The organism is Enterobacter sp. SECR19-1250, assembly GCF_013391025.1.
Taxonomy (GTDB): Bacteria; Pseudomonadota; Gammaproteobacteria; order Enterobacterales; family Enterobacteriaceae; genus Enterobacter; species Enterobacter cloacae.
In genome coordinates, this window is the sequence record NZ_JACASJ010000073.1 from 1 (window position 1) to 26,414 (window position 26,414).

At 55.0% G+C, this 26,414-nt stretch carries 24 protein-coding genes and 1 other RNA gene; 13 read left to right on the plus strand and 12 right to left on the minus strand.

Annotated elements, in window-relative coordinates:
• Positions 1–72: 72 nt before the first annotated feature.
• Positions 73–933 carry an acyl-CoA thioesterase II gene (tesB, locus tag HX884_RS17625; protein WP_013095873.1) on the minus strand — a complete coding sequence of 287 codons (861 nt, stop codon included), beginning with the start codon at positions 931–933 and terminating at the stop codon, positions 73–75.
• A 203-nt stretch (positions 934–1,136) separates the two neighbouring features.
• Between tesB and HX884_RS17630 the strand changes: the two genes are divergently transcribed.
• Positions 1,137–1,664: a YbaY family lipoprotein gene (locus HX884_RS17630; protein WP_013095874.1), complete on the plus strand. Its 528-nt coding sequence runs from the start codon at positions 1,137–1,139 to the stop codon at positions 1,662–1,664.
• A 29-nt stretch (positions 1,665–1,693) separates the two neighbouring features.
• Here the strand turns inward: HX884_RS17630 and HX884_RS17635 are convergent, their stop codons facing one another.
• Positions 1,694–2,005: an MGMT family protein gene (locus HX884_RS17635; RefSeq protein WP_013095875.1), complete on the minus strand. Its 312-nt coding sequence runs from the start codon at positions 2,003–2,005 to the stop codon at positions 1,694–1,696.
• Positions 2,006–2,174: 169 nt separating this feature from the next.
• On the opposite strand from HX884_RS17635, the gene ffs reads away from it, so the two are divergent.
• The 3 genes from ffs to HX884_RS17650 all read left to right on the plus strand — a co-directional run bounded on the left by ffs (position 2,175) and on the right by HX884_RS17650 (position 3,000).
• An RNA gene (gene ffs, locus HX884_RS17640) (signal recognition particle sRNA small type) lies at positions 2,175–2,271 on the plus strand.
• Between the two features lie 265 nt (positions 2,272–2,536).
• Entirely contained in the window at positions 2,537–2,788 is a 252-nt protein-coding gene (locus HX884_RS17645) for a hypothetical protein (protein ID WP_020686138.1), read from the plus strand.
• Complete coding sequence (locus tag HX884_RS17650) at positions 2,785–3,000, plus strand: hypothetical protein (protein WP_013095877.1); 216 nt, start codon at positions 2,785–2,787, stop codon at positions 2,998–3,000. Before HX884_RS17645 ends, HX884_RS17650 begins: the two co-directional genes overlap by 4 nt.
• Positions 3,001–3,078: 78 nt before the next feature.
• Here HX884_RS17650 and HX884_RS17655 read toward each other — a convergent pair whose 3' ends face one another.
• Positions 3,079–4,500, minus strand: coding sequence for a PLP-dependent aminotransferase family protein (locus tag HX884_RS17655; RefSeq protein ID WP_058661717.1), 1,422 nt, complete (start codon positions 4,498–4,500; stop codon positions 3,079–3,081).
• An 85-nt stretch (positions 4,501–4,585) separates the two neighbouring features.
• On the opposite strand from HX884_RS17655, the gene HX884_RS17660 reads away from it, so the two are divergent.
• From HX884_RS17660 to HX884_RS17670, 3 genes are all read left to right on the plus strand, one after another.
• Entirely contained in the window at positions 4,586–5,197 is a 612-nt protein-coding gene (locus HX884_RS17660; RefSeq protein ID WP_013095879.1) for a YitT family protein, read from the plus strand.
• Between the two features lie 77 nt (positions 5,198–5,274).
• The gene (locus HX884_RS17665) at positions 5,275–6,345 is read left to right on the plus strand and encodes a LacI family DNA-binding transcriptional regulator (protein ID WP_178328544.1); all 1,071 of its coding nucleotides are present in this window, start codon (positions 5,275–5,277) and stop codon (positions 6,343–6,345) included.
• Positions 6,346–6,448: 103 nt separating this feature from the next.
• Entirely contained in the window at positions 6,449–9,541 is a 3,093-nt protein-coding gene (locus tag HX884_RS17670; RefSeq protein ID WP_178328545.1) for a beta-galactosidase, read from the plus strand.
• A 33-nt stretch (positions 9,542–9,574) separates the two neighbouring features.
• On the opposite strand, the gene HX884_RS17675 is transcribed toward HX884_RS17670, so the two are convergent.
• Positions 9,575–10,402 carry a nickel/cobalt efflux protein RcnA gene (locus tag HX884_RS17675; protein WP_058651632.1) on the minus strand — a complete coding sequence of 276 codons (828 nt, stop codon included), beginning with the start codon at positions 10,400–10,402 and terminating at the stop codon, positions 9,575–9,577.
• A gap of 134 nt (positions 10,403–10,536) precedes the next feature.
• Here HX884_RS17675 and HX884_RS17680 point away from each other — a divergent pair, with 134 nt between their 5' ends.
• The gene (locus HX884_RS17680) at positions 10,537–10,812 is read left to right on the plus strand and encodes a metal-sensing transcriptional repressor (RefSeq protein WP_178328546.1); all 276 of its coding nucleotides are present in this window, start codon (positions 10,537–10,539) and stop codon (positions 10,810–10,812) included.
• Here HX884_RS17680 and HX884_RS17685 read toward each other — a convergent pair.
• Positions 10,793–12,370 (minus strand): EAL domain-containing protein, encoded by a 1,578-nt coding sequence (locus tag HX884_RS17685; protein WP_178328547.1) that lies wholly within the window; start codon positions 12,368–12,370, stop codon positions 10,793–10,795. The genes HX884_RS17680 and HX884_RS17685 overlap by 20 nt on opposite strands.
• A gap of 231 nt (positions 12,371–12,601) precedes the next feature.
• Here HX884_RS17685 and HX884_RS17690 point away from each other — a divergent pair, with 231 nt between their 5' ends.
• A complete protein-coding gene (locus HX884_RS17690; protein ID WP_006176933.1) occupies positions 12,602–12,862 on the plus strand; it encodes a type B 50S ribosomal protein L31 in 261 nt (86 codons plus the stop codon).
• A 2-nt stretch (positions 12,863–12,864) separates the two neighbouring features.
• The gene (gene ykgO, locus HX884_RS17695) at positions 12,865–13,005 is read left to right on the plus strand and encodes a type B 50S ribosomal protein L36 (protein ID WP_003859006.1); all 141 of its coding nucleotides are present in this window, start codon (positions 12,865–12,867) and stop codon (positions 13,003–13,005) included.
• Here the strand turns inward: ykgO and HX884_RS17700 are convergent.
• Entirely contained in the window at positions 13,002–13,712 is a 711-nt protein-coding gene (locus HX884_RS17700; RefSeq protein WP_023620096.1) for a GNAT family N-acetyltransferase, read from the minus strand. The two genes, ykgO and HX884_RS17700, sit on opposite strands and share 4 nt — an antisense overlap.
• A gap of 101 nt (positions 13,713–13,813) precedes the next feature.
• Here HX884_RS17700 and HX884_RS17705 point away from each other — a divergent pair, with 101 nt between their 5' ends.
• Positions 13,814–15,274 (plus strand): PLP-dependent aminotransferase family protein, encoded by a 1,461-nt coding sequence (locus tag HX884_RS17705; RefSeq protein ID WP_150057013.1) that lies wholly within the window; start codon positions 13,814–13,816, stop codon positions 15,272–15,274.
• Here the strand turns inward: HX884_RS17705 and HX884_RS17710 are convergent.
• From HX884_RS17710 to acrA, 6 genes are all read right to left on the minus strand, one after another.
• Positions 15,246–15,713 carry a YlaC family protein gene (locus HX884_RS17710; RefSeq protein WP_013095887.1) on the minus strand — a complete coding sequence of 156 codons (468 nt, stop codon included), beginning with the start codon at positions 15,711–15,713 and terminating at the stop codon, positions 15,246–15,248. The two genes, HX884_RS17705 and HX884_RS17710, sit on opposite strands and share 29 nt — an antisense overlap.
• 115 nt (positions 15,714–15,828) lie before the next feature.
• Entirely contained in the window at positions 15,829–16,380 is a 552-nt protein-coding gene (gene maa / locus HX884_RS17715) for a maltose O-acetyltransferase (protein ID WP_013095888.1), read from the minus strand.
• Between the two features lie 209 nt (positions 16,381–16,589).
• Positions 16,590–16,808, minus strand: a complete 219-nt coding sequence (locus HX884_RS17720; RefSeq protein ID WP_013095889.1) for an HHA domain-containing protein — start codon at positions 16,806–16,808, stop codon at positions 16,590–16,592.
• Positions 16,809–16,835: 27 nt separating this feature from the next.
• The gene (gene tomB / locus HX884_RS17725) at positions 16,836–17,210 is read right to left on the minus strand and encodes an Hha toxicity modulator TomB (RefSeq protein ID WP_008499288.1); all 375 of its coding nucleotides are present in this window, start codon (positions 17,208–17,210) and stop codon (positions 16,836–16,838) included.
• Positions 17,211–17,722: 512 nt separating this feature from the next.
• Positions 17,723–20,869 (minus strand): multidrug efflux RND transporter permease subunit AcrB, encoded by a 3,147-nt coding sequence (acrB, locus tag HX884_RS17730; protein ID WP_178328548.1) that lies wholly within the window; start codon positions 20,867–20,869, stop codon positions 17,723–17,725.
• A gap of 22 nt (positions 20,870–20,891) precedes the next feature.
• Entirely contained in the window at positions 20,892–22,085 is a 1,194-nt protein-coding gene (gene acrA / locus HX884_RS17735) for a multidrug efflux RND transporter periplasmic adaptor subunit AcrA (protein ID WP_178328549.1), read from the minus strand.
• A gap of 141 nt (positions 22,086–22,226) precedes the next feature.
• Here acrA and acrR point away from each other — a divergent pair, with 141 nt between their 5' ends.
• Positions 22,227–22,880 carry a multidrug efflux transporter transcriptional repressor AcrR gene (gene acrR, locus HX884_RS17740; RefSeq protein WP_178328550.1) on the plus strand — a complete coding sequence of 218 codons (654 nt, stop codon included), beginning with the start codon at positions 22,227–22,229 and terminating at the stop codon, positions 22,878–22,880.
• A 113-nt stretch (positions 22,881–22,993) separates the two neighbouring features.
• The gene (mscK, locus tag HX884_RS17745) at positions 22,994–26,341 is read left to right on the plus strand and encodes a mechanosensitive channel MscK (RefSeq protein ID WP_178328551.1); all 3,348 of its coding nucleotides are present in this window, start codon (positions 22,994–22,996) and stop codon (positions 26,339–26,341) included.
• Positions 26,342–26,414 lie beyond the last annotated feature (73 nt).

A 26,414-nucleotide genomic window follows, 5' to 3' on the forward strand; every position in this document is an offset into this window, starting at 1 on the left:
TTCGTCGCTTCCGGTAAAAAAATTACTGGGGATCCCTCAGCCCTGTGGGAGAGGGCCAGGGTGAGGGCATCATCACCCGCGATTACGCATCACCCCTTCCTGCACCGTCGAGGCGACCAGCACGCCGTCCTGAGTATAAAACTCTCCACGTACAAACCCGCGAGCGCTGGACGCCGAGGTGCTTTCCACGCTGTAGAGCAGCCAGTCATTCATATTAAATGGACGATGGAACCACATCGAGTGATCGATCGTCGCAACCTGCATCCCTTTTTCAAGGAACCCCACGCCGTGCGGCTGCAGTGCAACCGGCAGGAAGTTAAAATCTGACGCATAGCCCAGCAGATACTGATGCACGCGGAAATCCTCTGGTACGGTGCCGTTGGCGCGGATCCAGACCTGGCGTTTCGGCTCGGCCGTATGGCCTTTCATCGGGTTATGGAATTCGACCGGACGGATCTCCAGAGGTTTATCACAAAGGAACTTCTCTTTGACCTGCGGTGGCAGTAAGTGGGCCAGCGCGCGGGCGATATCGGTCTCCGATTTGAGATCGTCCGGCGACGGTGCCGCTGGCATCGTTTTCTGGTGCTCATAACCCGGTTCTGGTGCCTGGAAAGAGGCGGTCATGTAAAAGATGGGCTTGCCATTCTGAATGGCTGCCACGCGGCGCGCGCTAAAGCTGTTGCCGTCACGCAGCACTTCCACGTCGTACACAATGGGTTTTGCGCTATCGCCAGGACGCAGAAAATAGCTGTGAAAAGAGTGCACCAGACGGTCTGCCGGGACGGTCTCCTTGGCAGCGTACAGTGCCTGTCCGACGACCTGCCCGCCGAAGACCTGACGCAAGCCCAAATCTTCGCTCTGTCCGCGAAAGAGTCCTTCCTCAATTTTTTCCAGATTCAGTAATGTCAGCAGATTGTTCAGTGCCTGACTCATAGTTGTCCTCAATAAACGCCGTGGCGAAAGATAGGCAGAGTATAACGCAGAAATGAAAGTGGTCCGACGGGTAGAATTATCTGAATATCAGGGAGAATTTAGGCATTAATCAGTGATCTGTGCCACACTTGAATACGATATGTGTTTGAAACGACATCGGATGGGATCGATCCCGCTGGTGCATTGATGATAAGGAGACTTCAATGAAACTCGTGCCCATGCTAAGTGGTGTAGCTATTGCGGTGGCGTTGTCCGCCTGTGCAGGTAAGAGCGCCCAGGTGCCGGTGCCAGCAGCAGATCCAAATGGGATTAATACACTCTCACAGCAATCCATTCAGCAACCTAATGTTTCCGGTACTATCTGGATCAAACAGCGAGTCGCTTTACCACCGGATGCGGTATTAACGGTCACGCTGTCTGATGCTTCTCTGGCCGACGCGCCGTCGAAAGTGGTGGCCCAGCGTGCTGTTCGTACCGAAGGTAAGCAGGCACCGTTTAGCTTCGTGCTGCCGTATAACCCGGCAGACGTACAGCCGAACGCCCGTATCCTTCTGAGCGCTGCGGTAACCATCAACGGTAAGCTGGTGTTTATTACCGATACGGTTCAGGAAGCCATCAACAACGGTGGGACGAAAATCGACCTGAACCTGGTGCCGGTGCAGCAAACCGAAGTGCCGATTGCACCACAGACGAACCAACCGTCTGTACCTACCCCACCGACTCAGCTGTAATGTGTTCCCCTCTCCTTCGGGGGAGGGGGTCAATACACCCAGCGATACTTCTGCAAATCAATCTGCCCTGACCCGGACACCTGTACCCCTTCTGAAAGTAATGCCTGCCTCTGGCGCTGCAAATCCGGCCCGGTGAGCGAGATGGCACCATGACGATTCACAACCCGATGCCAGGGCAATGTACTGCCTTCAGGAAGCCGTTTTAGCACGCCACCCACCTGACGCGCCGCGCGGGGGGAGCCAGCAAGACGTGCGACGTCACCATAGGTTGTCACGTAGCCCTCCGGAATGGAGGCCACAATTTGCCACACTCGCTGTGGAAAGGAGTCGTGTTCGTCCATCAGTACACCTGTGGGGATGAGTGAAGTGCCATGTTAAACGAAGATTGCGCCGATTGCTGTGCCTGTTTGCGCAAGAAACCACCATCCGGTTGCTGGCAGCTTGCAATTGACCGTTAGCACAGGGATAATGCGCCAGCGCGTTGGGTAACAACGCTCACAATGGGGGCTCTGTTGGTTCTCCCGCAACGCTACTCTGTTCACCAGGTCAGGTCCGGAAGGAAGCAGCCAGGGCAGACGACGTGTGTGCCGGGATGTAGCTGGCAGGGCCCCCACCCATTTGTGCTTCTGGCAACATCTCCCCGTTTTTTACTTCCTTCCGGCATGGCTATTCCACATAATTAACAGGGTTTAATTCGTGGTGTAATATATATTTCATCGCGCTGAAATATTACTGTCATAAACTTGTAATAATAGACTGTCATTTTATTTCTGGGCGTCTTTTTTCTGTCATAAGTTAAAAATATATATCTGGATTACATTGTTAACATCGTGTATTAAATAAAGCACTTATTCCGAAGGGAAGTGACAATCATGGCTACTGCGGTATTAAACGTTAAGATTGACGAAGCGCTAAAAGAAAGACTTCGCCACTATGCGGAAGTGAATAACGAAAACTTAAGCGTGACCACAGAGAAGTTGCTGCTGCTGGCATTTGAAGCCGCAGACGAGGTGGGAGTATCGGAAGAGGATATTGATAATCAGCATACGGAAGAAGAGAGTGTAACGCCTTTTACTCCTAAAGAAATCAAAGCTCTACGTAAACTTCTGAAGAAGAGAAAATGAAACAACAACTATCGACCGCCAGTGACTACAAAGAAGCCTGCGATCTGTTGCGTTCAGGCTACGTGAAGCATGTCCGTCTTGGCTGGAATGTAGGAAGTGATGAGTTCTTTCGTATTGCGTCTGACTGGTGTGATACCGGCGCAAAAATAAAGAAAGACGGTGAAAGTTTTGTTATTTCACTGAAAGGTTTTCCTATTCCTCCTCAGCACTGATTCCTGACTGGTGAAAACTGCTGACTGCCGTATGACAGTCAGCAGTTTTTATTTTATGATCCACTTCAAACTTTTATATTAAACAAGACTGCGTTTTACCGACGGCGCGGTTTTATTTAATGCGAGCCAAACCGGTTTGATTCGTAGCAACGCCTGCTCAAGCTCTGCCGACTCGAGCGAGAAGGGCACGCGTAAGTAGCGGTCAAACGCACCCGATAACCCAAAGCGTGTGCCGGTTCCCAGATTAATCCCCAACATCTCTGCACGTGCGGCGAGTTGTGTCGCCAGCATGCCCGGCAGCTCGATCCAGTAGGATAGCCCGCCTTCCGCCTCCTGAAACCGCCACTGGGGAAAATGTTCGCGCAGCAGTTCACCGCAGCGGTCGCGTCGCTCCTTCAGTATTTTCCGGCGCGCAGGCAGAAATGTCTCGCTATTGTTGATAAGCCACAGCGTGGCCAGCTGTTCCAGCAGCGGCGAGCCTAAATCCAGCGTATCCCGCGTCTGGGCAAGTGTGGCAATGGTGCGCGACGAGGCGCGGATCCAGCCGAGGCGCAGCCCACCCCAGAAACTTTTTCCCGCCGAACCCAGGGTGATCACCGTAGCCTGCTGGTTAAACGACGCCAGCGGCGGCGGGGGCGGTGCTTCAAACCAGAGATCGACCATCGTTTCATCGACCACCAGCGTGGTACGGGTGCGAGCGGCAATGTCGGTTATTGCCTGACGGGTGGCGATATCCATGCATCGCCCTGTTGGATTGTGAAAATCCGGCATCAGGTACGCCAGGCGCGGTGCTGTCTGTGCCAGCGTGGCGGCAAAGCCATCCGTATCCCAGCCGCTTTCCGGCAGCGACACGCCCACCGGCCGACACGATGCCCCCTGGATGGCTGCAATCGCCAGCGGATAGGTGGGATGATCGACCACGACGCGATCGCCCGGGCCGGCCATCATCCGCAGTACCAGCGCAAAACCGCTGACGGCACCATTAACCACCATCACTTCGTCTGCGCGGGTCGGCAGCCCGCGTGCGGTATAGCGAGCGGCAATGGCGTCGCGCAGAGCCGTCAGGCCGAGCTGATCGTAACCGGTCAGCGTAAGATGCTGGGTGATCGCGGTGAGCGCCCAGGTGTAAGCCTGGTGGATCTCTGGCCCGGCATTCAGGGCGGCAGTGGAGAGATCCAGCGCTGCGCTTGCCGCTGAAAGCGTCGGTACGGCACGGGTATCGGGCAGGATCACGCGTGAACCGCTGCCGTGGCGGCTCTCCAGATACCCTTCTTCTCGTAGATGGGCCAGCGCGCTGCTGATGGTCGTCCGGCTTACATCTAACGCCGTGGCCAGTTCACGTTCACCGGGCAGGCGCGTGCTCAAAGCCAGCCTGCCGTCGAGGATCAGCAGGCGCAACGCGTCGGCCAGCTGTCGCCAGAGCGGGGTTCGGGACGGGGTTTGTTGCCAGTGGCCCAAAAGGCGAACCAGCGACTGACTTCCGAAACGGCGTGATGACATATGCAGTCCACTATTTGAAAACTGGACATTAATCATAGTGCCATTTTCGAACAAGATGAAAGCCTGGTTCACTGGAGAAGCTAAAATGGTACGTCGTCTGCTGCAACTGTACGTAGGTTTAGGCCTGTATGGGCTTTCAACCGCGATGTTTATTCGTTCGGATCTGGGGGTTGACCCGTGGGATGTGTTTCACCTTGGGGTGGGATTACAGCTGGGGATGACCATCGGTACGGTGATTATTTTGACCGGCGCTGCGGTGCTGCTGCTGTGGATCCCGCTGCGTCAGATGCCTGGGCTGGGAACGCTCAGTAACGTAGTCTGTATTGGCCTGGCGGCGGATGCCTCGATGGCCCTTATCCCCGAGCTGGATCTTCTCCCCATTCGGATTGCTCTGCTGGTTGGGGGCATTGTGCTGAACGCGATAGCAACCGGTATGTATATCGGTGCCGGGTTCGGGGCGGGCCCACGCGATGGACTGATGACCGGCATTCACGCCCGGCTGGGGTGGTCAATCCGCAGCGTTCGAACCTCAATTGAAGTGAGTGTTCTGCTGATTGGCTGCGTCCTTGGCGGAACGTTTGGCGTCGGGACGGTACTGTATGCCCTGACCATCGGCCCGCTTATCCAGCTCTGTTTGCCGTGGTTCCGTCAGAAGCCGCGTACGGATAACGTTCCTCAGCCAGAGCGGGTTGTTTAATTTTGCGAAGCGCTCACAGGTATTAATAGCCGCGCTGTGCCACAATAGACGGCTCTGTTAACACCAAGCCGGAACGCATGAAAGCCATTACCCTCTATGATGTTGCCCTCCTTGCGGGGGTGTCTTATCAAACCGTTTCCCGTGTGATTAACGACGCGGAGCATGTTTCTGCCCGGACACGGGAAAAGGTGCAGCAGGCCATGGCGGAGCTGCACTATGTTCCTAACCGTGGCGCGCAGCAGCTGGCGGGCAAGCGCACCCGTACGCTGGGACTGATCACTACCGATCTGGCGCTGCACGCGCCTTCGCAAATTGTCTCTGCGGTCAAATCCCGGGCGGTAGAAAAGGGGGCGAGCGTACTGATCTCAATGGTGGAACATCCGCAACAGTGCCAGGCCGCGCTTCAGGAGCTGCTGGCGCAGTGCGTGGAAGCCCTGCTGGTGAACGTGCCGCTTGACGATCCCCATGCCGAACAACTCAAGGCACTGGCGTCGCCCGTGCCGGTGCTGTTTCTGGATGTCTCTCCGTCGGCAGCGGTCAACAGCCTGGTGTTCAATGCTGAACAGGGCGCTCGTCTGGGCGTTGAACATTTGCTGTCGCTCGGGCATCAGCGTATTGCATTGCTGAGCGGGCCGGAAAGCTCTGTTTCCGCTCGTGCCCGTCTGGCGGCATGGAAAGCCGCGCTGGCGGAAGCTGGCCTTGAGGCGGCGGCGGTGGCCTACGGCGACTGGAGCGCAGCCTGCGGTTATGAGAAGGGGCATGCGCTGTTGTCTGCTGCAACGTTACCGGATGCCATTCTGGTGGCTAACGATCAAATGGCGCTGGGAGTGATGCGGGCCTGCGCGGAAAAAGGGGTGACGATCCCGGGCCAGATATCGATAGTGGGATTTGACGATACCGCCGACAGCGCCTGGTTTTCTCCACCGCTTACCACCATCCGTCAGGCATTTCGCGAGGCAGGTGAACAAAGTGTGGAGTGGCTGCTGGCTCCCGCCCGCCATGAAGCCTGCTGGCAGGTTCAGTTGCCCGTCACGTTGATTAGCCGACAATCCAGTGCCCGTCGCACCCCGCAGCAGGCCGATCGTGAGGATCTTGCGCAGCAGCTCAAAAGCCTGGCCCTGCTGGCAGAGCAACTTGCTCGCCAGTAACACTTTTGTGATCTGACTCGCTACACGGCGATCCCACGCTTTACCGCGGCAGTTTGCCAGGGCATGTTGAATGAAATTGTGAGCGCTTCGCAAAGAGGAAAACATGTCCAATACTGTCTCGCTGACTCTCAGCGCACTTCTGGCCCGTCGGGACTGGGAAAATCCCGGCGTCACCCAGTGGAACCGGCTGGCGGCGCATGCGCCATTTCATAGCTGGCGTAATGAACACGCCGCCAGAGAGGACGCGGCATCCATCAGCCGACGTTCCCTGAATGGGGAGTGGCGATTTAGCTTCTTTTCTGCACCTGAGCAGGTTCCGCAGGCTTGGACAGGCGAAGATTGCCCGGATGCCGTTGCGATGCCGGTGCCGTCAAACTGGCAGATGCAGGGGTTTGATACACCTGTTTACACCAACGTCACCTATCCCATTCCCGTCAATCCGCCCTTTGTTCCGGCAGAGAATCCGGTCGGTTGTTACTCGCTCACATTTGAAGTGGAGGATGCGTGGCTCGAGGGCGGGCAAACCCGCATTATCTTTGATGGCGTGAACTCGGCATTTCATCTCTGGTGCAACGGTCAGTGGGTGGGGTATTCCCAGGACAGCCGTCTGCCGGCCGAATTCGATCTCTCGGGCGTATTGCGTGCTGGCCAGAACCGCCTGGCCGTGATGGTTTTGCGCTGGTGCGACGGAAGCTATCTGGAAGATCAGGACATGTGGCGCATGAGCGGGATTTTCCGCGATGTGTCGCTGCTGCATAAGCCGGAGACGTACATCGCGGATTATCAGGTTGTCACCGACCTCAATGTGGAGCTGGATCGCGCCGTGCTGAAGGTGGATGTCGCCCTGGCGGGCGCTCACTTTACGGAGTGCGAGGTGGCAATAACGCTCTGGCGCAACGGTGAACGCTGTGCCAGCGCCACCCGGCAGCCAGGCTCGGCCATTGTGGATGAACGCGGCAACTGGGCCGAGCGGTTGACGGTGGCGATCCCGGTTGCATCACCCGCCTTATGGAGTGCTGAGACCCCAGCGCTTTATCGGCTGACGATCGCGCTGCTGGACCCGCAGGGTGAGGTGCTGGAGATTGAAGCCTGTGATGTGGGTTTCCGCCGCGTTGAAGTCAGCAATGGCCAGCTGAAGCTCAACGGCAAGCCACTGCTGATCCGCGGGGTCAACCGGCATGAACATCACCCGGAAAACGGCCAGGTGATGGACGAAGCGACGATGCGTCGCGATATCGAAATCATGAAGCAGCACAACTTCAACGCCGTGCGCTGCTCGCACTACCCAAACCATCCTCTGTGGTACCGGCTTTGCGATCGCTACGGCCTGTATGTGGTTGACGAGGCCAATATCGAAACCCACGGCATGGTGCCGATGAGTCGTCTCGCTGACGATCCCCGCTGGCTGCCCGCCATGAGCGAGCGCGTGACCCGCATGGTGCAACGCGATCGTAATCATCCTTCCATTATCATCTGGTCGCTGGGCAATGAGTCTGGTCACGGTGCAAACCACGACGCGCTGTATCGCTGGCTAAAAACCGCCGATCCGACGCGCCCGGTTCAATATGAAGGCGGTGGGGCGAACACGGCGGCGACCGATATCATTTGTCCGATGTATGCCCGTGTTGATCAGGATCAGCCGTTCCCGGCGGTGCCGAAATGGTCCATTAAAAAATGGATTGGGTTGCCGGATGAAACCCGACCGCTGATCCTCTGCGAATACGCCCACGCAATGGGCAACAGCTTTGGCGGCTTCGCCAGATACTGGCAGGCATTTCGTAGCCATCCGCGTCTGCAGGGAGGATTTGTCTGGGACTGGGTCGACCAGGCGCTGACGAAGAAAGATGAAAATGGCACCTCGTTCTGGGCCTACGGCGGCGATTTTGGTGATACACCCAATGACCGACAGTTCTGCCTTAACGGGCTGGTGTTCCCCGATCGCACGCCGCACCCGGCACTGTATGAGGCTCAGCGCGCGCAGCAGTTCTTTACCTTTACGCGGGTAAGCATTTCTCCGCTGGTGGTGGACGTGCAAAGCGATTACCTGTTCCGTCATACGGATAACGAGCTGCTCAGATGGTCGGTGACCCGTGACGGAACGGTGCTGGCTAAGGGGGAGGTTACGCTCTCCATCGCGCCTCAGGAGACTCAGCGTCTGGACATCTCGCTGCCCGCGCTGACGGCAGAGCCGGGCGAGGTCTGGCTGAATGTAGAGGTGTACCAGCTGAAGGCGACGCCGTGGTCACCGGAAAACCATCGCTGCGCGTGGGATCAATGGCCACTCCCGGCACCGTTGTTTATCGCCCCGCCCGCACCGGTGGGTGTGCCGCCGGTACTGACGCAAACCGATGAGATGCTGACCCTGACGCACAAGCAGCAGCGATGGATAGTTGACCGTACCTCAGGACACCTGACGCAGTGGCTGAACAATGGCGTTGAAACGCTGCTCTCGCCGCTGACGGATAACTTTACCCGCGCGCCGCTGGACAATGATATCGGGGTCAGCGAGGCCACGCGTATCGATCCAAATGCATGGGTGGAGCGCTGGAAGGCGGCGGGGATGTACGACGTCACCCCGCGGTTGCTGCGTTGTGAAGGAGAGCAGCATGCCCGCGAGGCGGTAGTCACGACGCTGCATGCCTGGGAACATCTCGGCAAAGCGCTGTTCCTGAGCCGTAAAGTCTGGCGAGTGGACGATCAGGGTGTGCTGCACGGTGAGGTTGAGGTAGAGGTTGCGTCTGATATTCCGGAGCCTGCGCGTATTGGCCTGAGCATGCATCTTGCCCGGCCGCCGGAAGCCGTTCACTGGCTGGGGCTGGGGCCGCATGAAAACTACCCGGACAGAAAGCTGGCAGCACAGCAGGGGCGCTGGACGTTGCCGCTGCAGGCAATGCATACGCCGTACATCTTCCCGACGGAAAACGGCTTGCGGTGCGATACCCGTGAACTGGTGCTGGGGACGCATCAGTTGAACGGGCAGTTCCATTTCTCTGTGAGCCGCTACAGCCAGCAACAGCTGCGTGAGACAACCCATCACCATCTGCTGCGTGACGAGCCGGGGTATTGGCTCAATCTTGATGCGTTCCATATGGGCGTGGGTGGAGATGACTCCTGGAGCCCCAGCGTCTCGCCGGAATTCATCCTGCAAAATCGTCAGCTTCGCTATCGCTTTAGCTGGCGTCAGAACCTCAACTGACCTTAGGTGGCGGCCACGCGTTGGCCGCCTGGTTCAGGCCAGAATACCGCCTAACCCGTGCAGGATCATGTAACCCCCCACCAGGATAATCAGTGCCGCAGAGAACCACGGTGCTTTGCGAGAAAATTCGCTGAAACCCGGCCAGCGTTTTGTGGCATGTTTAAGGCTTAACGCGGCAATCGCGCCCGATGCCACCAGCGTTAACGCCAGACCAATACTGAAGCTAAATACCAGCGTGGCGCCCAGGGCAAAGTGCTTGAGCTGCAGACAGATCAGCAGGACGGTGATTGACGCCGGGCAGGGGATCAACCCGCCGGTCAGCCCAAACATCGCAATTTGCCCGGTGGTGACGTTTTGTCCGTTAAAACGACGATTGATATCCTGCGCATGGGCGCGCTGGTGGGCGTCTTGCCACTCCTCTGCAACCAGTTGATGTTCATGGTGGTGATGATCATGATGGTGGTCATGGTCATGGTCATGGTCATGGTCATGGTCATGGTGGTGATGATGATCGTGCGGCTGATTCTCCTTCCAGGTACGCCACGCCATCCACAGCGCGATCAAAACGATCAATACCCCAGAGATAAGCTGGAACCAGGGTTCAGAGGTTTGCGCATCCCAGCCGCGACCAAACCATAATCCCGCCATGGCAATGATCCAGACCACCGCGGTATGGGAAAGCGTGGCCGCCAGCCCCAACAATACCGCCTGTTTCAGCGTGCCGCGGATCGCCACAATAAAGGCCGCCATCATTGTTTTAGAGTGGCCCGGCTCAAGACCATGCAGGGCACCGAGCAGGATCGCGCTGGGAATGAATAGCCATGCGTTGCCCTGTTGCAGAAGAGAAGCAAAATCGTTCATTACAAAATCCGCACTGGAAAAGGTGCGCAGATAGTACTCCCCCCCAGTAGTTGAATACTACCCCCCAGTAGAAAAATACTCAGGGGGAGTAGGGCGTGTTATGCTTTACCCGCCAGAAGAAGAAGGATGCAGAGATGTCACATACGGTTCGTCACAAGAAGATGTTATTGACTCGCCTGAAGAAAATTCAGGGACAGAGCACCGCGCTGGAAAAAATGCTCAGTAACGACGAGCATGAGTGTGCCGAGGTATTACAGCAGCTGGCCGCGATCCGCGGTGCGGTGAATGGCATGATGCTGCAGGTGATCGAAGGCCATTTAACCGATCACGTCGTCAAAGAGTCTGAGGAAGATCAGCGTGAGGCCGATCTTGGCGTGGTTTTACAGGTGATCAAATCTTATCTGAAGTAGAAGGGGCGTTAAGGTTATTTTCTGCCCATGCCATAAATTCCGCTTTTGGCAGCGCCTTACTGTAGTACCAGCCTTGCCCGTATTGCACGCCGTGACGGTGCAGCCAGGCGAGCTGCCCTGCGGTTTCCACGCCCTCAGCAACCATCGCCAGCTTCAGTGATTTCGCCATTTCTATAATGTGTGGCGTTACGTTTTTGTACTCCAGCGCATCCACGAACGACTTATCAATTTTCAGCGTGTCGACGTCCAGATCCTGCAGATAGCTCAGGCTGGAATAGCCCGTGCCAAAATTATCGATGTAAATGGCGTGGCCCGAACGGCGAAAAGCGGCGATGGCCGGTGCGCTGATTTTGGGATCGGCAAAGCCGCGTTCGGTTAATTCAAGCGCTATCTGTTCCGGGCGGACTTGCCATTTATTGAGTAGCTGGCTCAGAAGCGGCGGCAGCTTGCCGGAGGTTAAATCTGCAGGCGCGAGGTTGACGGAGATATGCTGATCGGCATGGAGATGCAGCCAGTTGCCCATATCCTCGAACACTTTTTCGATCACCAGATGCGTGAGGCGCGAGATAAGCCCCGTTTGTTCCGCCAGCGGGACGAAACTGTCAGGCGACAGGCTACTCCCGTCAGGCTGAGGCCAGCGCGTTAGCGCCTCTGCGCCCACTATTTTCCCGCTACAGAGCGCCACAATAGGCTGGTAGTGAACCTCGAATTCGCGGTTATTGATGGCATCAAGCAGGCGGTTACGCGGTGACTGGATGCGACGCAATATCCGCAGAACAAACAGGGCGGCAAGCAGGCTTATCAGCATGCCAAACGGCACCCAGAAAAGGAGCTGCCGGTGCCAGGTTTCCGCCAGCGGTTTTAGTGCAGCCCATGCAACAACGTTTATTCCCAGCTCCGGTACGGGCTTCATGACGTACATTGCACCGTTGTACTCAACACTGACCATCTCCTGATCTTTAATCATGTCGCGGATGTGCGGATCCAGTTTGCTGCTGCTGGAGAACACGAGATGCGTTGCGTTCGCTACCAGGGCGGCATCGATAGAAATATCGGCGAAGGGGATCACATCCACCAGCGAGGCGGGATCGACCAGTACAAGATAATGTCCTTGCCCCAGCACGGCCATGTTGCGGTTGAAACCGAGTTCGTTTGGCCTCGTAAGCCACGCGCTATAGCCATCTTCCGTAATGCGCATGGGCGGCGGGAACGCGGTCGCTTTGCTGACCTGTTCCAGCGACGAGCACAGTGGCTTAAGGTTATCGGTGTATATCACTTCCTGAACATAGAGCCACGAGAAGGCGATCCGGCGCATTTCCCGTAAATGCAGATGGCTACAGGGAGGGCCTTTAAAGGTCTGCAGTTGCGTGAGCGCTTCCTTGGCCTGCCCAACAACCCTGTCCGTACGCAACAGCACGCGTGAGGCATAGCTGTCCAGCGCATCGACAAATTTTTCTTCCGCCTGGCGATGCGCCAGCCAGATACTGAGGCAAATCGGTATCAGCACAGAAAAGATCAGTATGCCAGTCACCAGGCTGACCAGATGTCGGGTTTTCATGCTGCCGTGTCCTTCCTCATATGCCCACTCCAGGGCACTGAGACGCTTGCCAGAGGAGAAAGTTTTTACCGCGAAATGATATAGTTATAGCACGTGAGCGTCATGGTTTTCGTTCCGCAGCAGCGAAATCAAAAAATATCGTCGGAAATGTGATGCACTCTCGGGGGTTGTTTTTACCGCAGAGCCTGGATATTATTTTGTTATGTTATAACAAAACATGAGTGATTCACGATGAAACCCAATATCCATCCAGCCTATCGCACCGTGGTGTTTCACGACACCAGCGCCAATGAATACTTTAAAGTTGGTTCAACCATCAAGACTGACCGCGAAATTGAACTCGACGGTGAAACCTATCCTTACATCACCATCGAGGTCTCTTCAAAATCGCATCCGTTTTATACCGGCAAACAGAAAACCTTCTCGACGGATGGCAGCGCGGCGCGCTTCCGTAAACGTTTTGGCGGCTTTCTTAATGCGAAGCGGGGGTGATCATGCAAGTACTTAACTCGTTGCGGAGTGCGAAACAGCGTCACCCGGATTGCCAGATAGTCAAACGTAAGGGACGCCTGTATGTGATTTGCAAATCAAACCCGCGCTTTAAAGCGGTGCAGGGACGTAAAAAAAGACGCTAGACGCCCGTTTCACGCCAGCTTTCCAGGGATCTTTTCTGTTTGCCATCGGCAGTAAAATTGTCGGTGGCAAGCCAGCTTTCAAAGGCGCTCGCCAGCGCTGGCCACTCTTTGTCGATAATCGAAAACCAGTCCGTATCCCGGTTATGGCCTTTGGTGACCAGCGCCTGGCGAAAACGCCCCTCAAACAAAAAGCCCAGACGCAGCGCAGCCTTGCGGGAAGGCTCATTCAGGCTGTTGCACTTCCACTCATAACGCCGGTAGCCCAGGGTATCGAACACGTATTGCATCAGCAGAAACTGCGCTTCGGTAGACATCGGCGTGCGGCTCAACAGCGGGGAAAAATGAACATGTCCCACCTCCACAACGCCATTTTTAGGGTCGATACGCATCAGGGCCAGGGTTCCCACCGGGGAGCGGGTCTGATTATCGAAGACGGTAAAGTGTATCGGGTCTGATAATTCACTCACGCTTGCCACCCATGCGGCAAATTCACCGGCGGTGGCATCGGGTTCACGCAGAAGCCATGTCCAGCTTCGGGTATCCCCGGCGAGCGAATAAGCGGCAAACAGCGCACCGGCATGCTCCACCTGCAGCGGCTCAAGCCAGCAGTAGCGGCCCTGAAGGACCACCCGGGAAGGGTGCTGACGGGGCTGCCAGTCGATTAGCGCTTCGCCCACCGGCTGCCCAAACTGATTGAAAGTATTCATCTTCATCTCCGTGACGTTGTAAAGAGTTCCAGACTAGTGAAGAAGTGGTTCCTTAAAAAGGACCAACAGGCTATGTTTTGGTGGTACCACAAGGAGGGGCGATGAATATTCCAGGCGATGAACTGTATACCTTGCTGAATACGGCGCTGAAAAACCGCGGACAAGAGACGCTGCAGCGCACGCTTTATCTTTCATTGCGGGAGTACATATTGTCCGGCAGGTTACAGTCCGGTAGTCGCCTGTCTGGTTCCAGAACGCTGGCCGGGCATCTCTCCCTTTCCCGAAACACCGTTAATGGGGCACTGGAACAGCTCACCCTCGAAGGGTATCTGTTGCGTAGCCGCCAGGGAACGCGGGTGGCACCGCTGGCGGCCCGTCAGCTCGCGCAGGATTTACCGGCACCTGCGGTTGCGCTTGCCGGGCGGGTTAGCGCACTGCCTGCCCCTGTACCGCGTAGCACGCCGGTTCTGGCCTTTACGCCGGGGACACCGGCCATCAACTATTTTCCCTTGCCGCTCTGGCGGCGCCTGTACGATCGCGTGTTGCGGGAGGAGGGAAGTACCCTGTTGGGCTACGGCGATCCCGCCGGGGAACCTGCTTTGCGGGCGGCCATTGCCCGCCACCTTGCGCTTTCCCGCGGGATTGACTGCGATGCCAGCCAGATTGTGATCACCGAAGGCGCACTGGAAGGTGTGAACCTCTGCACCCTGCTATTGAGTGAGCCGGGCGATGTTGCCTGGGTGGAAGATCCCGGCTATGCCGGCGCAAAAAGCGCCTTTGTGAAAGCGGGTTTAGCCATAACGGGAATACCGGTTGATGGAGAGGGCATGTGCTGGGAAGGAACAGAGGCGCCGTCCCCTTCGCTTATTTTTACTTCACCTTCACATCAGTTTCCGTACGGAAGTGTCCTCAGCGCGCGGCGGCGTCTGGCGTTACTGGATGTGGCGCGACAACATAACGCCTGGATTATCGAGGATGATTACGACAGTGAGTTTCGTTATAGCGGTGAGCCGGTACCGGCGATGCTGGGAATGATTAACCATGCGCCCGTTGTGTATCTGGGAACATTCAGCAAAACGTTATTCCCGTCGCTCAGAATGGGGTTTATGGTTTTCCCCCCGGCGCTGGCGAAAGCGGCACGCCCGGCCATCGGTTCGTTATTGCGCGGTGGGCATCGCGCCGAGCAGCGTACCCTGGCGCTGTTCATTGAAGAGGGTCACTATGCCCGCCATTTGGCAGCCATGCGTCGTCTCTACCGTAAACGCTACCGGCAGCTGCGTGAGGCTCTGAATGCGGAGCTTCATGTACCACACCGGATTCTGGCGGGGGAAGGGGGCATGCATCTGACGGTGGCGATTGACGGAATCGACGACAGGCAACTGGTGGAACAGGCCAGGGCGTATCAGCTGGCTCCGGCGGCATTGAGCGGGTATTACCTTGATACAAAACAGGGGCAGAGCGGTCTGGTATTAGGCTACGGGAACACATCCGCTTCACTGTATGCGTCGGCTATCCGACGCATACAGATACTGATCACGCAACAGCAGGGCGGGAAAGGGTAAAGACATCATAGAAAGAGAGCTGGCCTTTGGTTGAGACCATTTTTTGCAGTTTCTCTTTTTGTTCGGTTTCTACCGCAGGGGAGTGCAGAATGCTGTCGATCAGCTCCGGCGGGACAAAACGGGTGTTGTACCACTCGCCGTTATAGCAGACCCGGAAATCGAGCACGTCGATATCTTCATAACGATAGCGCGGATGCACATCAAAAAAGAAAAACGCGTTAAATACCACAAACAGCACCACAAGCAGCCAGACGGAGTCCACCAGCGTTTCGGATTTCAGCATGACAATCAGCGTTGCCAGCCAGGCGGCATACATTGCGACAAACAGGCCTGGATGTTTGCGAATAAAGCTAATGCTAAAGCGCGGGCGATTATCGCGCTTTTCGCGGATGTTGAGATCGTCGATGGTGGCGGTAAGCAGGCGCTGTATTTCGGTCATTTTTTGCCTTCATGATTGTTGAATACAGGGGATCTGCCTATTTTAGGGGAGCCATTTGACTGAAAAAAGTAACAGTTATGTGCTGAAAGACCATAACAGTTGACTCCCCACACCCTCACAGCATTTTGATAATTTTCGCCGGATTACCCCCGACGACGGCATTGGCCGGAACATCTTTTGTCACCACAGCGCCGGAGGCAATCACCACATTATCCCCCACCGTGACGCCCGGGTTAATCACCGCTCGTCCGCCGATCCAGACATTATTGCCAATGCGCACGGGTTTACCGTATTCCACTCCGCTGTTGCGTTCTTCGGCATCCAGCGGGTGGGTGGCCGTATAAATATGCACGCCAGGCGCGAGCATACAGTTATCACCAATATGAATAGGGCAGACATCGAGCATCACGCAGTCGAAGTTAGCGTAAAATTCTTTGCCCAGGAAAATGTTATAGCCATAGTCACAACGGAAAGCTGGCTCAATATAAGCCCCTTCACTTTGCCCCAGCAGTTCCGCCAGAATCTTCTGGCGTTCTGTTTTCTCATCGGGGGCGGAGTGGTTATAGCGGTGAACCAGATGGCGGGCGCGCAGTCGGTCGGCCCGTAATGTTTCATCACCAGGACGGTAATGTTCACCCGCAATCATTTTCTGTTTTTCTACGCTCATAGGATGCCTCTCTGGGTTCGATTACCGCAGGGTAATCGGGATAAGCCAGGAAGGGAACGTTCCCGAAAAGCGCGTGTGACTAAAGTCACAACATTGTTGCTAATGATCACGTTTTACACGGAGACCTGGCTTTAACACCGGGATCGTAATTCGAAAGGTATAAACAACTAAGAGAGTGGCGTAGAACCTCTACAGACACACTGCAACAACTAACGGACAAATTTCCACACGGAAGGAGGGATTTTGTCATACAGTTTATTCATGGTCAGCTCGGCAAGACGATGGTCAGCGGCTGAATAAAATACGGTCAGTTCATTATCAGAAAGCTCGTATTTATTTTTTTCAATCACGCGTTCGAGTGTGTCAATTGACTGACAACGTCGTAAGCGCATCAAATAATCGGTTTTTGTGAGTGGTTTATCAGACATAAATTCACCTTAGTCATTGTAATAATTTTAACAGGAAAGGCTAACCGGGTTAGCTCTGCTCACGTTGACGAAACAGCGGAATAGTCGGTTTCCAGATTTACGCCATTTCTGCAAATCCTGCGCGTTAATGCCGTAGCTGCTGAACAACATAAAGGTGTCATCCAGGTATTCGTCAATTTGCTCAATCAGTTTATTATCTTCATTGTACTTAATTTTATAATTAAGTGCGAAGGTCGCGATATGCTCTATCAACTCATTCAATTGCAAATTGATGGCCGATGTTGGATCGTTCACCCAGCCATGATTACTTTCATCAAGATTGGCAAGGCAGTCATGGTACAAGGATTCGCAGAGAAATTTCAACTGCGCGATATCATGCCTTTTTGGCGAGTACTCGTCCATAGCGCATCCCCTTCTGAGTGATTTCTTACTCACCGAACATCATTGTCGGGATGGATACAACCTACTTAGCTCTACGGGTGCTGTGCTCCTGTTCACTCTAACTATAAGCCACTCTGATCAGGATTTCACCGCGCTATTACGAAAAATTACAATTAAAATCAGAGTCTGCGAGCGTTTACGCAATAGTACATCCTAAGATGAACACTTTTATCCAAATTAACGCTGGTTTTTTTTCGCTTCCTTACGTTTCATTGATTTAGCGTAAACACGCGGAAAAAGTCCGGATTCAGAATTTTCTTTGTATGGACTTGTTATTAGGAATATTCCTAATAAGTTAAGCGGCGAAATGGAATTAAAACAATCCTGAGTTCGCCCATTAAGTTTTCTACTAATTATGATATGCCTTTTAAACATGGCATAAAATAAATAAAACGACAATAAGCGTATTTTATGATTTTTTTCAGAAATGAAAAAGGCCGCTAATGCGGCCTTTTTATCATGTGAAACCGGTATCAGTGAGGTTCTACCGAATGACTGTGTTCAATATCTTCATTCTTCCGGCTGAAGCGGCGGCGAACCACCACAAAGAACACCGGTACGAAGAAGATAGCCAGTACGGTCGCGGTGATCATACCGCCCATTACCCCGGTACCTACCGCGTTCTGTGCGCCGGAACCCGCACCAGAGCTGATAACCAGCGGCAGTACCCCGAGGATAAATGCCAGTGAGGTCATCAGAATAGGGCGCAGACGCATACGAACAGCTTCAAGCGTGGCTTCGATCAGGCCTTTACCTTCTTTCTCCATTAGATCTTTGGCGAATTCGACGATAAGTATCGCGTTCTTCGCCGACAAGCCAATGGTTGTCAGCAGGCCTACCTGGAAGTACACGTCGTTGGTCAGTCCACGGAACGTTGCGGCCAGCAGCGCACCGATAACCCCCAATGGCACCACCAGCATAACGGAGAACGGAATTGACCAGCTCTCATACAGTGCCGCCAGACACAGGAACACCACAATCAGTGAAATGGCGTACAGGGCAGGGGCCTGGTTACCGGACAGACGTTCCTGATAGGACATACCGGTCCAGTCATAGCCAATACCCGCAGGCAGCTTGCTGGCTAACTCTTCCATCAGGTTCATGGCTTCACCGGTGCTTCGACCCGGCGCGGCCTGACCCAGAATTTCCATGGATGGCAGCCCGTTATAACGTTCCAGACGCGGTGAACCGTATTCCCAGCGCGACGTCGAGAAGGCTGAGAACGGCACCATCTGGCCATCGCTGCCGCGAACGTACCAGTTGTTGATATCGTTCGGCAACATACGGTATTGCGCTTCAGACATCACGTACACTTTCTTCACACGACCGCGGTCGATGAAGTCGTTAACGTAGCTACCGCCCCAGGCTGCGCCCAGTGTGGTATTGATGTCGCTGATGGATACACCCAGCGCCTGCGCTTTCTCCTGGTCGATGTCGATCTTGTACTGCGGCGTATCTTCCAGGCCGTTAGGACGCACGCCGACCAGCAGATCAGGGTGTTTAGCCACTTCGCCAAACAGCTGGTTACGCGCCTGAGTCAGTTTCTCGTGGCCCAGACCGCCCTGGTCAATCAGCTGGAAGTCGAAACCGGTCGCCGTACCCAGTTCAACGATCGCTGGCAGGTTAAAGGCGAAGACCATCGCATCTTTAATCTGCGAGAAGGTGCCCATTGCACGGCCGGTGATCGCTTCAACCTTGTTCTCTTCGCCCGGACGTTCAGACCAGTCTTTCAGTGAAACGAAGGCGATACCGGTGTTCTGACCACGACCCGCAAAGCCAAAGCCGTTAACCGCAAACACGGATTCAACGTTCGCTTTTTCTTTGGTGAGGTAGTAGTCCGTCACTTCATCCAGCACTTTCTGGGTACGTTCTTGCGATGCACCCGCCGGAAGCTGCGCCATCGTCAGGAATACGCCCTGGTCTTCATCTGGCAGGAACGAGCTTGGCAGACGAACGAACAGATAGGCCATGCCCACCACGACGATGATATAGAGCAGCAGATAACGACCGGTGCTGCGCAGAATGTTCCCCACGCTGTCGGTATAGTGATGCGTGCTCTTATCAAACATGCGGTTAAACCAGCCGAAGAACCCTTTGTGCTCGCCGTGACCGCCTTTCTGAATCGGTTTCAGCATGGTTGCACACAGCGCAGGCGTCAGGATCAACGCCACCAGCACCGACAGCGCCATCGCAGAAACGATGGTAATGGAGAACTGACGGTAAATCGCACCGGTAGAGCCCCCGAAGAAGGCCATCGGAATAAATACGGCGGACAGCACCATCGCGATACCGACCAGCGCGCCCTGGATCTGGCCCATGGATTTACGGGTTGCTTCCTTCGGCGGCAGACCTTCTTCCGCCATGACGCGCTCGACGTTTTCTACCACCACGATGGCGTCATCCACCAGCAAGCCGATGGCGAGCACCATCCCGAACATCGTCAGGGTGTTTATCGAGTAGCCAAATATTGCCAGTATGGCGAAGGTTCCGAGCAAGACGACCGGTACGGCGATGGTTGGAATCAACGTCGCGCGGAAGTTCTGCAGGAACAGATACATCACGAGGAAGACCAGGATGATCGCTTCTACCAGGGTTTTAACCACTTCGTGAATCGAAATTTTAACGAATGGCGTGGTGTCATACGGATAAACGATCTTCAGACCTGACGGGAAGAACGGTTCCATCTTCTTCAGTTCTGCACGGATAGCCGTTGCGGTGTCCAAGGCGTTAGCACCGGTCGCCAGTTTGATACCCAGACCAGAAGCCGGTTTGCCGTTAAACTTCGCAATGATGTCGTAGTTTTCGCCACCCAGCTCCACTTTTGCCACGTCACGCAGGCGAACCTGCGAACCGTCCTGATTCACTTTCAGCAGAATTTTGCTGAATTCATCGGCGGAGGTCAGACGGGTTTGCGCGATGATGGACGCGTTAAGCTGCTGGCCTTTCACCGGCGGCGTACCGCCTAACTGACCGGCTGCAACCTGGGCGTTCTGTGCTTTAATGGCGTTGATGACGTCAACCGGCGTCAGCTGGAAGTTGTTCAGTTTGTTCGGGTCCATCCAGATACGCATCGCGTACTGGGAACCAAACAGCTGAACGTCACCCACACCTGAAGTACGGCTGATGGCGTCCTTCATGTTGGCGCCCACGTAGTCGGAAATATCCTCCTGCGTCATGGTGCCGTTGGTGTTGATAACGCCAACAACCATCAGGAAGCTACTGGACGATTTCTCGACGCTCACACCCTGCTGTTGTACTTCCTGCGGCAGCAGCGGCATCGCCAGCTGCAGTTTGTTCTGCACCTGAACCTGCGCGATGTCAGCATCAGTACCAGACTCGAAGGTCAGGGTGATCTGAACCGTACCGGTGGAGTCACTGTTTGAGGACATGTACATCAGGTTATCGATACCGTTCATGTTCTGTTCGATAACCTGCGTAACGGTATCCTGCACCGTTTTCGCATCCGCCCCCGGGTAGGTTGCGGAGATCGTCACCGCCGGTGGCGCAATGGTCGGATATTGCGCAACAGGCAGCTTCAGGATCGCAAGTCCCCCGGCCAGCATGATAATAATGGCGATCACCCATGCGAATATGGGGCGATCGATAAAGAAATTAGGCATGTCTTAACGGCTCCTGTTTAAGTTAAGACTTGGTTTGTTCTGACTGGCCAGCGGCCGAAGCTTGTTGTTTATCGTCAGACTTCACTTCCTGTGCTTTAACCTGCGCGCCAGGACGAACTTTTTGCAAACCAGTAACAATCACGCGATCGCCATCTTTCAGACCGTCCGTCACCAGCCACTTATCGCCAATCGCCTGCGTAGCAGTGATATTGCGCATTTCGACTTTGTCACCAGCGCCAACAACCATTGCGCTCGCATCGCCGCGTGGCGTACGGGTCACACCCTGCTGTGGAACCAGAAGTGCGGTTGGGTTAGTACCTTCTTCCAGACGTGCGCGAACGAACATACCTGGCAACAGGGTGTGGTCAGGGTTCGGGAAGATCGCACGTAAGGTGATGGAACCGGTGGTCTGGTCGACCGTTACATCAGAGAATTCCAGCGTACCCGCCTGTGGATATTTGATGCCGTCGTTAGTGACCAGCTCCACTTTGGCTTTACCGTTCTCCTGCTTCAGGGTGCCGTTTGCCAGCTCTTGTTTCAGTCGCAGGAAATCGTTGCTGGACTGCGTCACGTCAACGTAGATCGGATCAAGCTGCTGCACGGTTGCCATCGCTGTGGCCTGACCGTTTTGCACCAGTGCCCCTTCCGTCACGGAGGATTTACCAATACGACCGCTGATAGGGGAGGTCACTTTGGTATAGGCCAGGTTGATGCGCGCGGTTTCGACAGCTGCTTTTGCTGCCACAACGGCCGCGTTAGCCTGCTGTGCATCCGCCAGGGCTGTGTCGTAGTCCTGTTGGCTGATGTACTGCGTACCGAGCAGTTTTTTGTAACGATTCAACGTCAGCTGAGAGATTTTGGCCGCCGCTTCCGCTTTCGCCAGGTCGCCTTTCGCGCTTTCATACGACGCCTGATACGTTGCGGGATCAATCTGATACAGAGACTCACCGGCTTGCACATCGCCGCCTTCGGTAAAGTTACGTTTCAGGATAATGCCGCTCACCTGAGGACGAACTTCTGCAATGCGATAAGCACTTGTGCGGCCAGGCAATTCGGTGGTGATCTGAAGAGGTTCGGATTTGAGCGTCACAACGCCAACTTCTGGCATCTGCTGCGCTCCTTGCTGAGCCTGTTTGTCGTCACATCCTGTAAGCGCTAAGCTGCCTGAGAGCATCAGAACGACCGCCAGAGGCGTTAACCCTCTGTTTTTGTTCATATGTAAACCTCGAGTGTCCGATTTCAAATTGATCAATGGTCCTGAGTCCAAAAACCCATTGCTGCGTTTATATTATAGTCATGCTATGGTACATACATTCACAAATGTATGTAAATCTGACGCCTGTAAATTCACCCACTTATGGCACGAAAAACCAAACAACAAGCGCTTGAAACCCGACAACACATTCTGGATGTGGCAATCCGCTTATTTTCTCAGCAAGGTGTTTCGTCAACCTCGCTGGCACAGATTGCTCAGGCCGCTGGCGTTACGCGGGGAGCGATTTACTGGCATTTTAAAGACAAGTCAGATCTGTTCAGTGAAATCTGGGAGCTTTCAGAGTCCAGCATTAGCGATCTCGAGAGTGAGTATCGGGCAAAATTCCCTGACGATCCACTCTCAGTATTAAGAGAAATATTAGTATATATCCTTGAAGCGACGGTAGTTGAAGAGCGCCGTCGGTTAATGATGGAAATTATTTTCCATAAATGTGAGTTTGTGGGAGAGATGGCTGTTGTGCAGCAGGCGCAACGCAGCCTCAGCCTGGAAAGCTATGACCGCATTGAACAGAACCTGAACCAGTGCATGCAGGCTAAACTGCTACCGGCCAATCTCCTGACCCGCCGGGCGGCTATTCTGATGCGCAGCTACATTTCGGGCCTGATGGAAAACTGGCTTTTCGCCCCGCAATCCTTTGACTTAAAAGCGGAAGCCCGCAGCTACGTGGCGATTTTACTGGAAATGCTACAGCTCTGCCCGACGCTGCGCAGCGACGCGCCTTCGCTCACTGTCTGAGCCATTTCCAGGATTTATCTCAGAGGCTCACGTTCGCGCTATTCTGCTTCAGGCGAGCGTGATATTCTGCACGCCGGACTATTTTCGGTCATCTTCTGACATCACTCACGACTATGCTGCACACCAATCGCTCGCAACATCCTGTTTTTGCACTACTCTTCGCGACGCTGTTTTTCTTCGCAACGGCACCGCTTTCCTGGGCCCGCGCCGATAACGGCAATGACATTCCATCACGTGCTGATGTTCAGTCGCAGCTCGACGCCCTGAATAAACAAAAAGATCTCACGCCGCAGGACAAACTCGTTCAGCAGGATCTGACGGAAACGCTGGAATCACTGGATAAAATCGATCGCGTTAAAGCGGAAACCACCCAGCTTCGTCAGAAGGTGGCGCAGGCGCCTGAAAACATGCGTAAAGCAACGGATTCGCTAAATGCCCTGAGCGACGTGGATAACGACGACGAAACGCGCAAAACGCTGGCAACGCTGTCGCTGCGTCAGCTGGAGTCACGCGTCGCACAACTGCTCGACGACCTGCAAACCGCACAGTCGGATCTCGCCACCTACAACAGTCAGCTTGTCTCTTTGCAGACTCAGCCCGAGCGCGTACAAAACGCGATGTACGCCGCGTCTCAGCAACTGCAGCAAATCCGCAACCGCCTTAACGGCACCACGGTGGGTGAAGGCACGCTGCGCCCGACGCAGCAAACGCTGCTGCTGGTTCAGCAGTCGTTACTGAATGCGCAAATTGAACAGCAGCGTAAAAGCCTGGAAGGGAATACGGTGCTGCAGGACACGCTACAAAAACAGCGTGATTACGTGACCGCCAACATTAACCGTCTGGAACACCAGCTTCAGCTGTTGCAGGAGGCGGTGAACAGCAAGCGCCTGACGCTGACGGAAAAAACCGCCCAGGAGGCGGTATCGCCGGACGAAACCGCCCGCATCCAGGCCAATCCGCTGGTGAAGCAGGAGCTCGACGCAAACCATCAGCTGAGCGAGCGCCTGATTCAGGCGACCGAAAACGGTAACTCGCTGGTTCAACAGAACATTAAAGTTAAAAACTGGCTGGACCGCGCGCTCCAGGCGGAACGTAACATCAAAGAGCAAATTGCGGTGCTGAAAGGCAGCCTTCTGCTGTCACGCATTCTTTATCAGCAACAACAGACGCTGCCCTCTGCCGACGAGCTGGAGGACATGACCAACCGCATTGCGGATTTACGTCTGGAACAGTTTGACGTCAACCAGCAGCGCGATGCCCTTTTCCAGAGCGATACCTTTGTCGCCAAAATAGAAGAGGGCCACTCCAGTGAAGTGAACCCGGAAGTGCACGACGCACTGTTGCAGGTGGTGGATATGCGCCGCGAGCTGCTTGACCAGCTCAATAAACAGCTGGGTAACCAGCTGATGATGGCGATTAACCTGCAGATCAACCAGCAGCAGCTGGTGAGCGTTTCTAAAAGTCTGCAGGAGATTTTAACCCAGCAGATTTTCTGGGTTAACAGCAACAAACCGATGGACTGGGACTGGGTTAAATCCTTCCCCGAAACGCTGAAAACGCAGATTAAAAGCATGAAAATCACCGGGAACTGGGAGAAAGCCTGGCCCGCGGTGATGATTGCCTTCCTGGCGGGATTACCGCTGCTGCTGATTGCGGGCGTGATCCGCTGGCGTCTGGGATGGCTGAAGAACTATCAGGCGAAGCTGGCCTCAGAAGTGGGGCAACTGCGAAATGACAGCCAGCTGCATACGCCAAAAGCGATTCTGATCGATCTCATTCGCGCGCTGCCGGTGTGCCTGATCATCCTGGCGGTTGGCCTGATCCTGCTCACCATGCAGCTCAACGTCAGCGATTTGCTGTGGGCTTTCAGTAAAAAGCTGGCCCTGTTCTGGCTGGTGTTTGGTCTGTGCTGGAAGGTGCTGGAAAAAGACGGCGTGGCGGTGCGTCACTTCAATATGCCACAGCAACTGACCAGCCACTGGCGTCGTCAGATTGTCCGCATCAGCCTGGCGCTCCTGCCGCTGCACTTCTGGTCGGTGGTTTCCGAGCTTTCTCCGCTGCATCTGATGGATGACGTTCTGGGTCAGCTGGTCATTCTGCTGAACCTGCTGTTGATTGCCATCCTGATGTGGCCGATGTGCCGCGATAGCTGGCGTGATAAAGAGTCCCACAACCTGCGCCTCGCCACCGTCACGGTGCTGGCAATCATTCCGCTGGCGCTGATGGTGCTCACGGCGACGGGCTACTTCTACACCACGTTGCGCCTGTCCGGCCGCTGGATAGAAACCGTCTATCTGGTGATCGTCTGGAATCTGCTCTACCAGACCGTACTGCGCGGTCTGAGCGTGGCGGCTCGCCGTATCGCTTATCGCCGCGCCATTGCGCGTCGTCAGCATCAGGTGAAAGAGGGCGCCGAAGGCGCGGAGCCGCAGGAAGAGCCGACCATCGCGCTGGAGCAGGTTAACCAGCAGACGCTGCGTATCACCATGCTGGTGATGATTGCCCTGTTCGCGGTGATGTTCTGGGCCATCTGGTCTGATTTGATTACCGTCTTTGCCTATCTCGACAGTATCACTCTCTGGCAGTACAGCGGGACCGAAGCAGGCGCTGCGGTGATGAAAAGCGTCACCATGGGCAGCCTGCTGTTTGCGGTGGTGTCGTCGATGGTGGCCTGGGCGCTGATTCGAAACCTGCCGGGTCTGCTGGAGGTGCTGGTGCTGTCGCGCCTGAACCTGCGTCAGGGGGCGTCCTATGCCATTACCACCATCCTTAACTACGTCATCATTATTGTCGGGGCGATGACGGTCTTCGGCTCGCTGGGCGTGTCATGGGATAAACTGCAGTGGCTGGCGGCAGCTCTCTCTGTGGGTCTCGGTTTTGGCCTGCAGGAGATTTTCGGTAACTTCGTTTCCGGCCTGATCATCCTGTTCGAACGTCCGGTGCGAATCGGCGATACGGTGACCATCGGGACCTTCTCCGGTACCGTCAGCAAGATCCGCATTCGTGCGACCACCATTACCGACTTCGATCGCAAAGAGGTGATTATCCCGAACAAAGCGTTCGTGACCGAGCGTCTGATCAACTGGTCGCTCTCTGATACGACGACGCGTGTGGTGATCCGCCTCGGCGTAGCCTACGGTTCGGATCTGGATAAGGTGAAAGAGGTATTGCTGAAGGCCGCAAAAGAGCATCCAAAGGTCATGCACGAGCCGGCGCCAGACGTCTTCTTCACCACCTTTGGGGCGAGCACGCTGGATCACGAGCTGCGTTTATACGTGCGTGAGCTTCGCGATCGCAGCTACACCGTGGATGAACTGAACCGCTCCATCGACCGTCTGTGCCGTGAAAACAATATCAATATTGCTTTCAACCAGCTTGAGGTTCACCTGCATAACGAGAAAGGTGACGAGCATACGGAAGTGAAGCGTGAGATTAAGGGTGACGATCCGACTCCCGCCTGAACTATTTTCCCTCTCCCGGTGGGCTGAGGGATCCCCAGTAATATGGTCATGCCACCATGACCATATTACTGTA

Excerpts from the sequence above, each read along its gene's own strand:
- tesB (WP_013095873.1), bottom strand. The coding sequence starts at position 933 with ATGAGTCAGGCACTGAACAATCTGCTGACATTACTGAATCTGGAAAAA.
- HX884_RS17630 (WP_013095874.1), top strand. The coding sequence starts at position 1,137 with ATGAAACTCGTGCCCATGCTAAGTGGTGTAGCTATTGCGGTGGCGTTG.
- HX884_RS17635 (WP_013095875.1), bottom strand. The coding sequence starts at position 2,005 with ATGGACGAACACGACTCCTTTCCACAGCGAGTGTGGCAAATTGTGGCC.
- HX884_RS17645 (WP_020686138.1), top strand. The coding sequence starts at position 2,537 with ATGGCTACTGCGGTATTAAACGTTAAGATTGACGAAGCGCTAAAAGAA.
- HX884_RS17650 (WP_013095877.1), top strand. The coding sequence starts at position 2,785 with ATGAAACAACAACTATCGACCGCCAGTGACTACAAAGAAGCCTGCGAT.
- HX884_RS17655 (WP_058661717.1), bottom strand. The coding sequence starts at position 4,500 with ATGTCATCACGCCGTTTCGGAAGTCAGTCGCTGGTTCGCCTTTTGGGC.
- HX884_RS17660 (WP_013095879.1), top strand. The coding sequence starts at position 4,586 with ATGGTACGTCGTCTGCTGCAACTGTACGTAGGTTTAGGCCTGTATGGG.
- HX884_RS17665 (WP_178328544.1), top strand. The coding sequence starts at position 5,275 with ATGAAAGCCATTACCCTCTATGATGTTGCCCTCCTTGCGGGGGTGTCT.
- HX884_RS17670 (WP_178328545.1), top strand. The coding sequence starts at position 6,449 with ATGTCCAATACTGTCTCGCTGACTCTCAGCGCACTTCTGGCCCGTCGG.
- HX884_RS17675 (WP_058651632.1), bottom strand. The coding sequence starts at position 10,402 with ATGAACGATTTTGCTTCTCTTCTGCAACAGGGCAACGCATGGCTATTC.
- HX884_RS17680 (WP_178328546.1), top strand. The coding sequence starts at position 10,537 with ATGTCACATACGGTTCGTCACAAGAAGATGTTATTGACTCGCCTGAAG.
- HX884_RS17685 (WP_178328547.1), bottom strand. The coding sequence starts at position 12,370 with ATGAAAACCCGACATCTGGTCAGCCTGGTGACTGGCATACTGATCTTT.
- HX884_RS17690 (WP_006176933.1), top strand. The coding sequence starts at position 12,602 with ATGAAACCCAATATCCATCCAGCCTATCGCACCGTGGTGTTTCACGAC.
- ykgO (WP_003859006.1), top strand. The coding sequence starts at position 12,865 with ATGCAAGTACTTAACTCGTTGCGGAGTGCGAAACAGCGTCACCCGGAT.
- HX884_RS17700 (WP_023620096.1), bottom strand. The coding sequence starts at position 13,712 with ATGAATACTTTCAATCAGTTTGGGCAGCCGGTGGGCGAAGCGCTAATC.
- HX884_RS17705 (WP_150057013.1), top strand. The coding sequence starts at position 13,814 with ATGAATATTCCAGGCGATGAACTGTATACCTTGCTGAATACGGCGCTG.
- HX884_RS17710 (WP_013095887.1), bottom strand. The coding sequence starts at position 15,713 with ATGACCGAAATACAGCGCCTGCTTACCGCCACCATCGACGATCTCAAC.
- maa (WP_013095888.1), bottom strand. The coding sequence starts at position 16,380 with ATGAGCGTAGAAAAACAGAAAATGATTGCGGGTGAACATTACCGTCCT.
- HX884_RS17720 (WP_013095889.1), bottom strand. The coding sequence starts at position 16,808 with ATGTCTGATAAACCACTCACAAAAACCGATTATTTGATGCGCTTACGA.
- tomB (WP_008499288.1), bottom strand. The coding sequence starts at position 17,210 with ATGGACGAGTACTCGCCAAAAAGGCATGATATCGCGCAGTTGAAATTT.
- acrB (WP_178328548.1), bottom strand. The coding sequence starts at position 20,869 with ATGCCTAATTTCTTTATCGATCGCCCCATATTCGCATGGGTGATCGCC.
- acrA (WP_178328549.1), bottom strand. The coding sequence starts at position 22,085 with ATGAACAAAAACAGAGGGTTAACGCCTCTGGCGGTCGTTCTGATGCTC.
- acrR (WP_178328550.1), top strand. The coding sequence starts at position 22,227 with ATGGCACGAAAAACCAAACAACAAGCGCTTGAAACCCGACAACACATT.
- mscK (WP_178328551.1), top strand. The coding sequence starts at position 22,994 with ATGCTGCACACCAATCGCTCGCAACATCCTGTTTTTGCACTACTCTTC.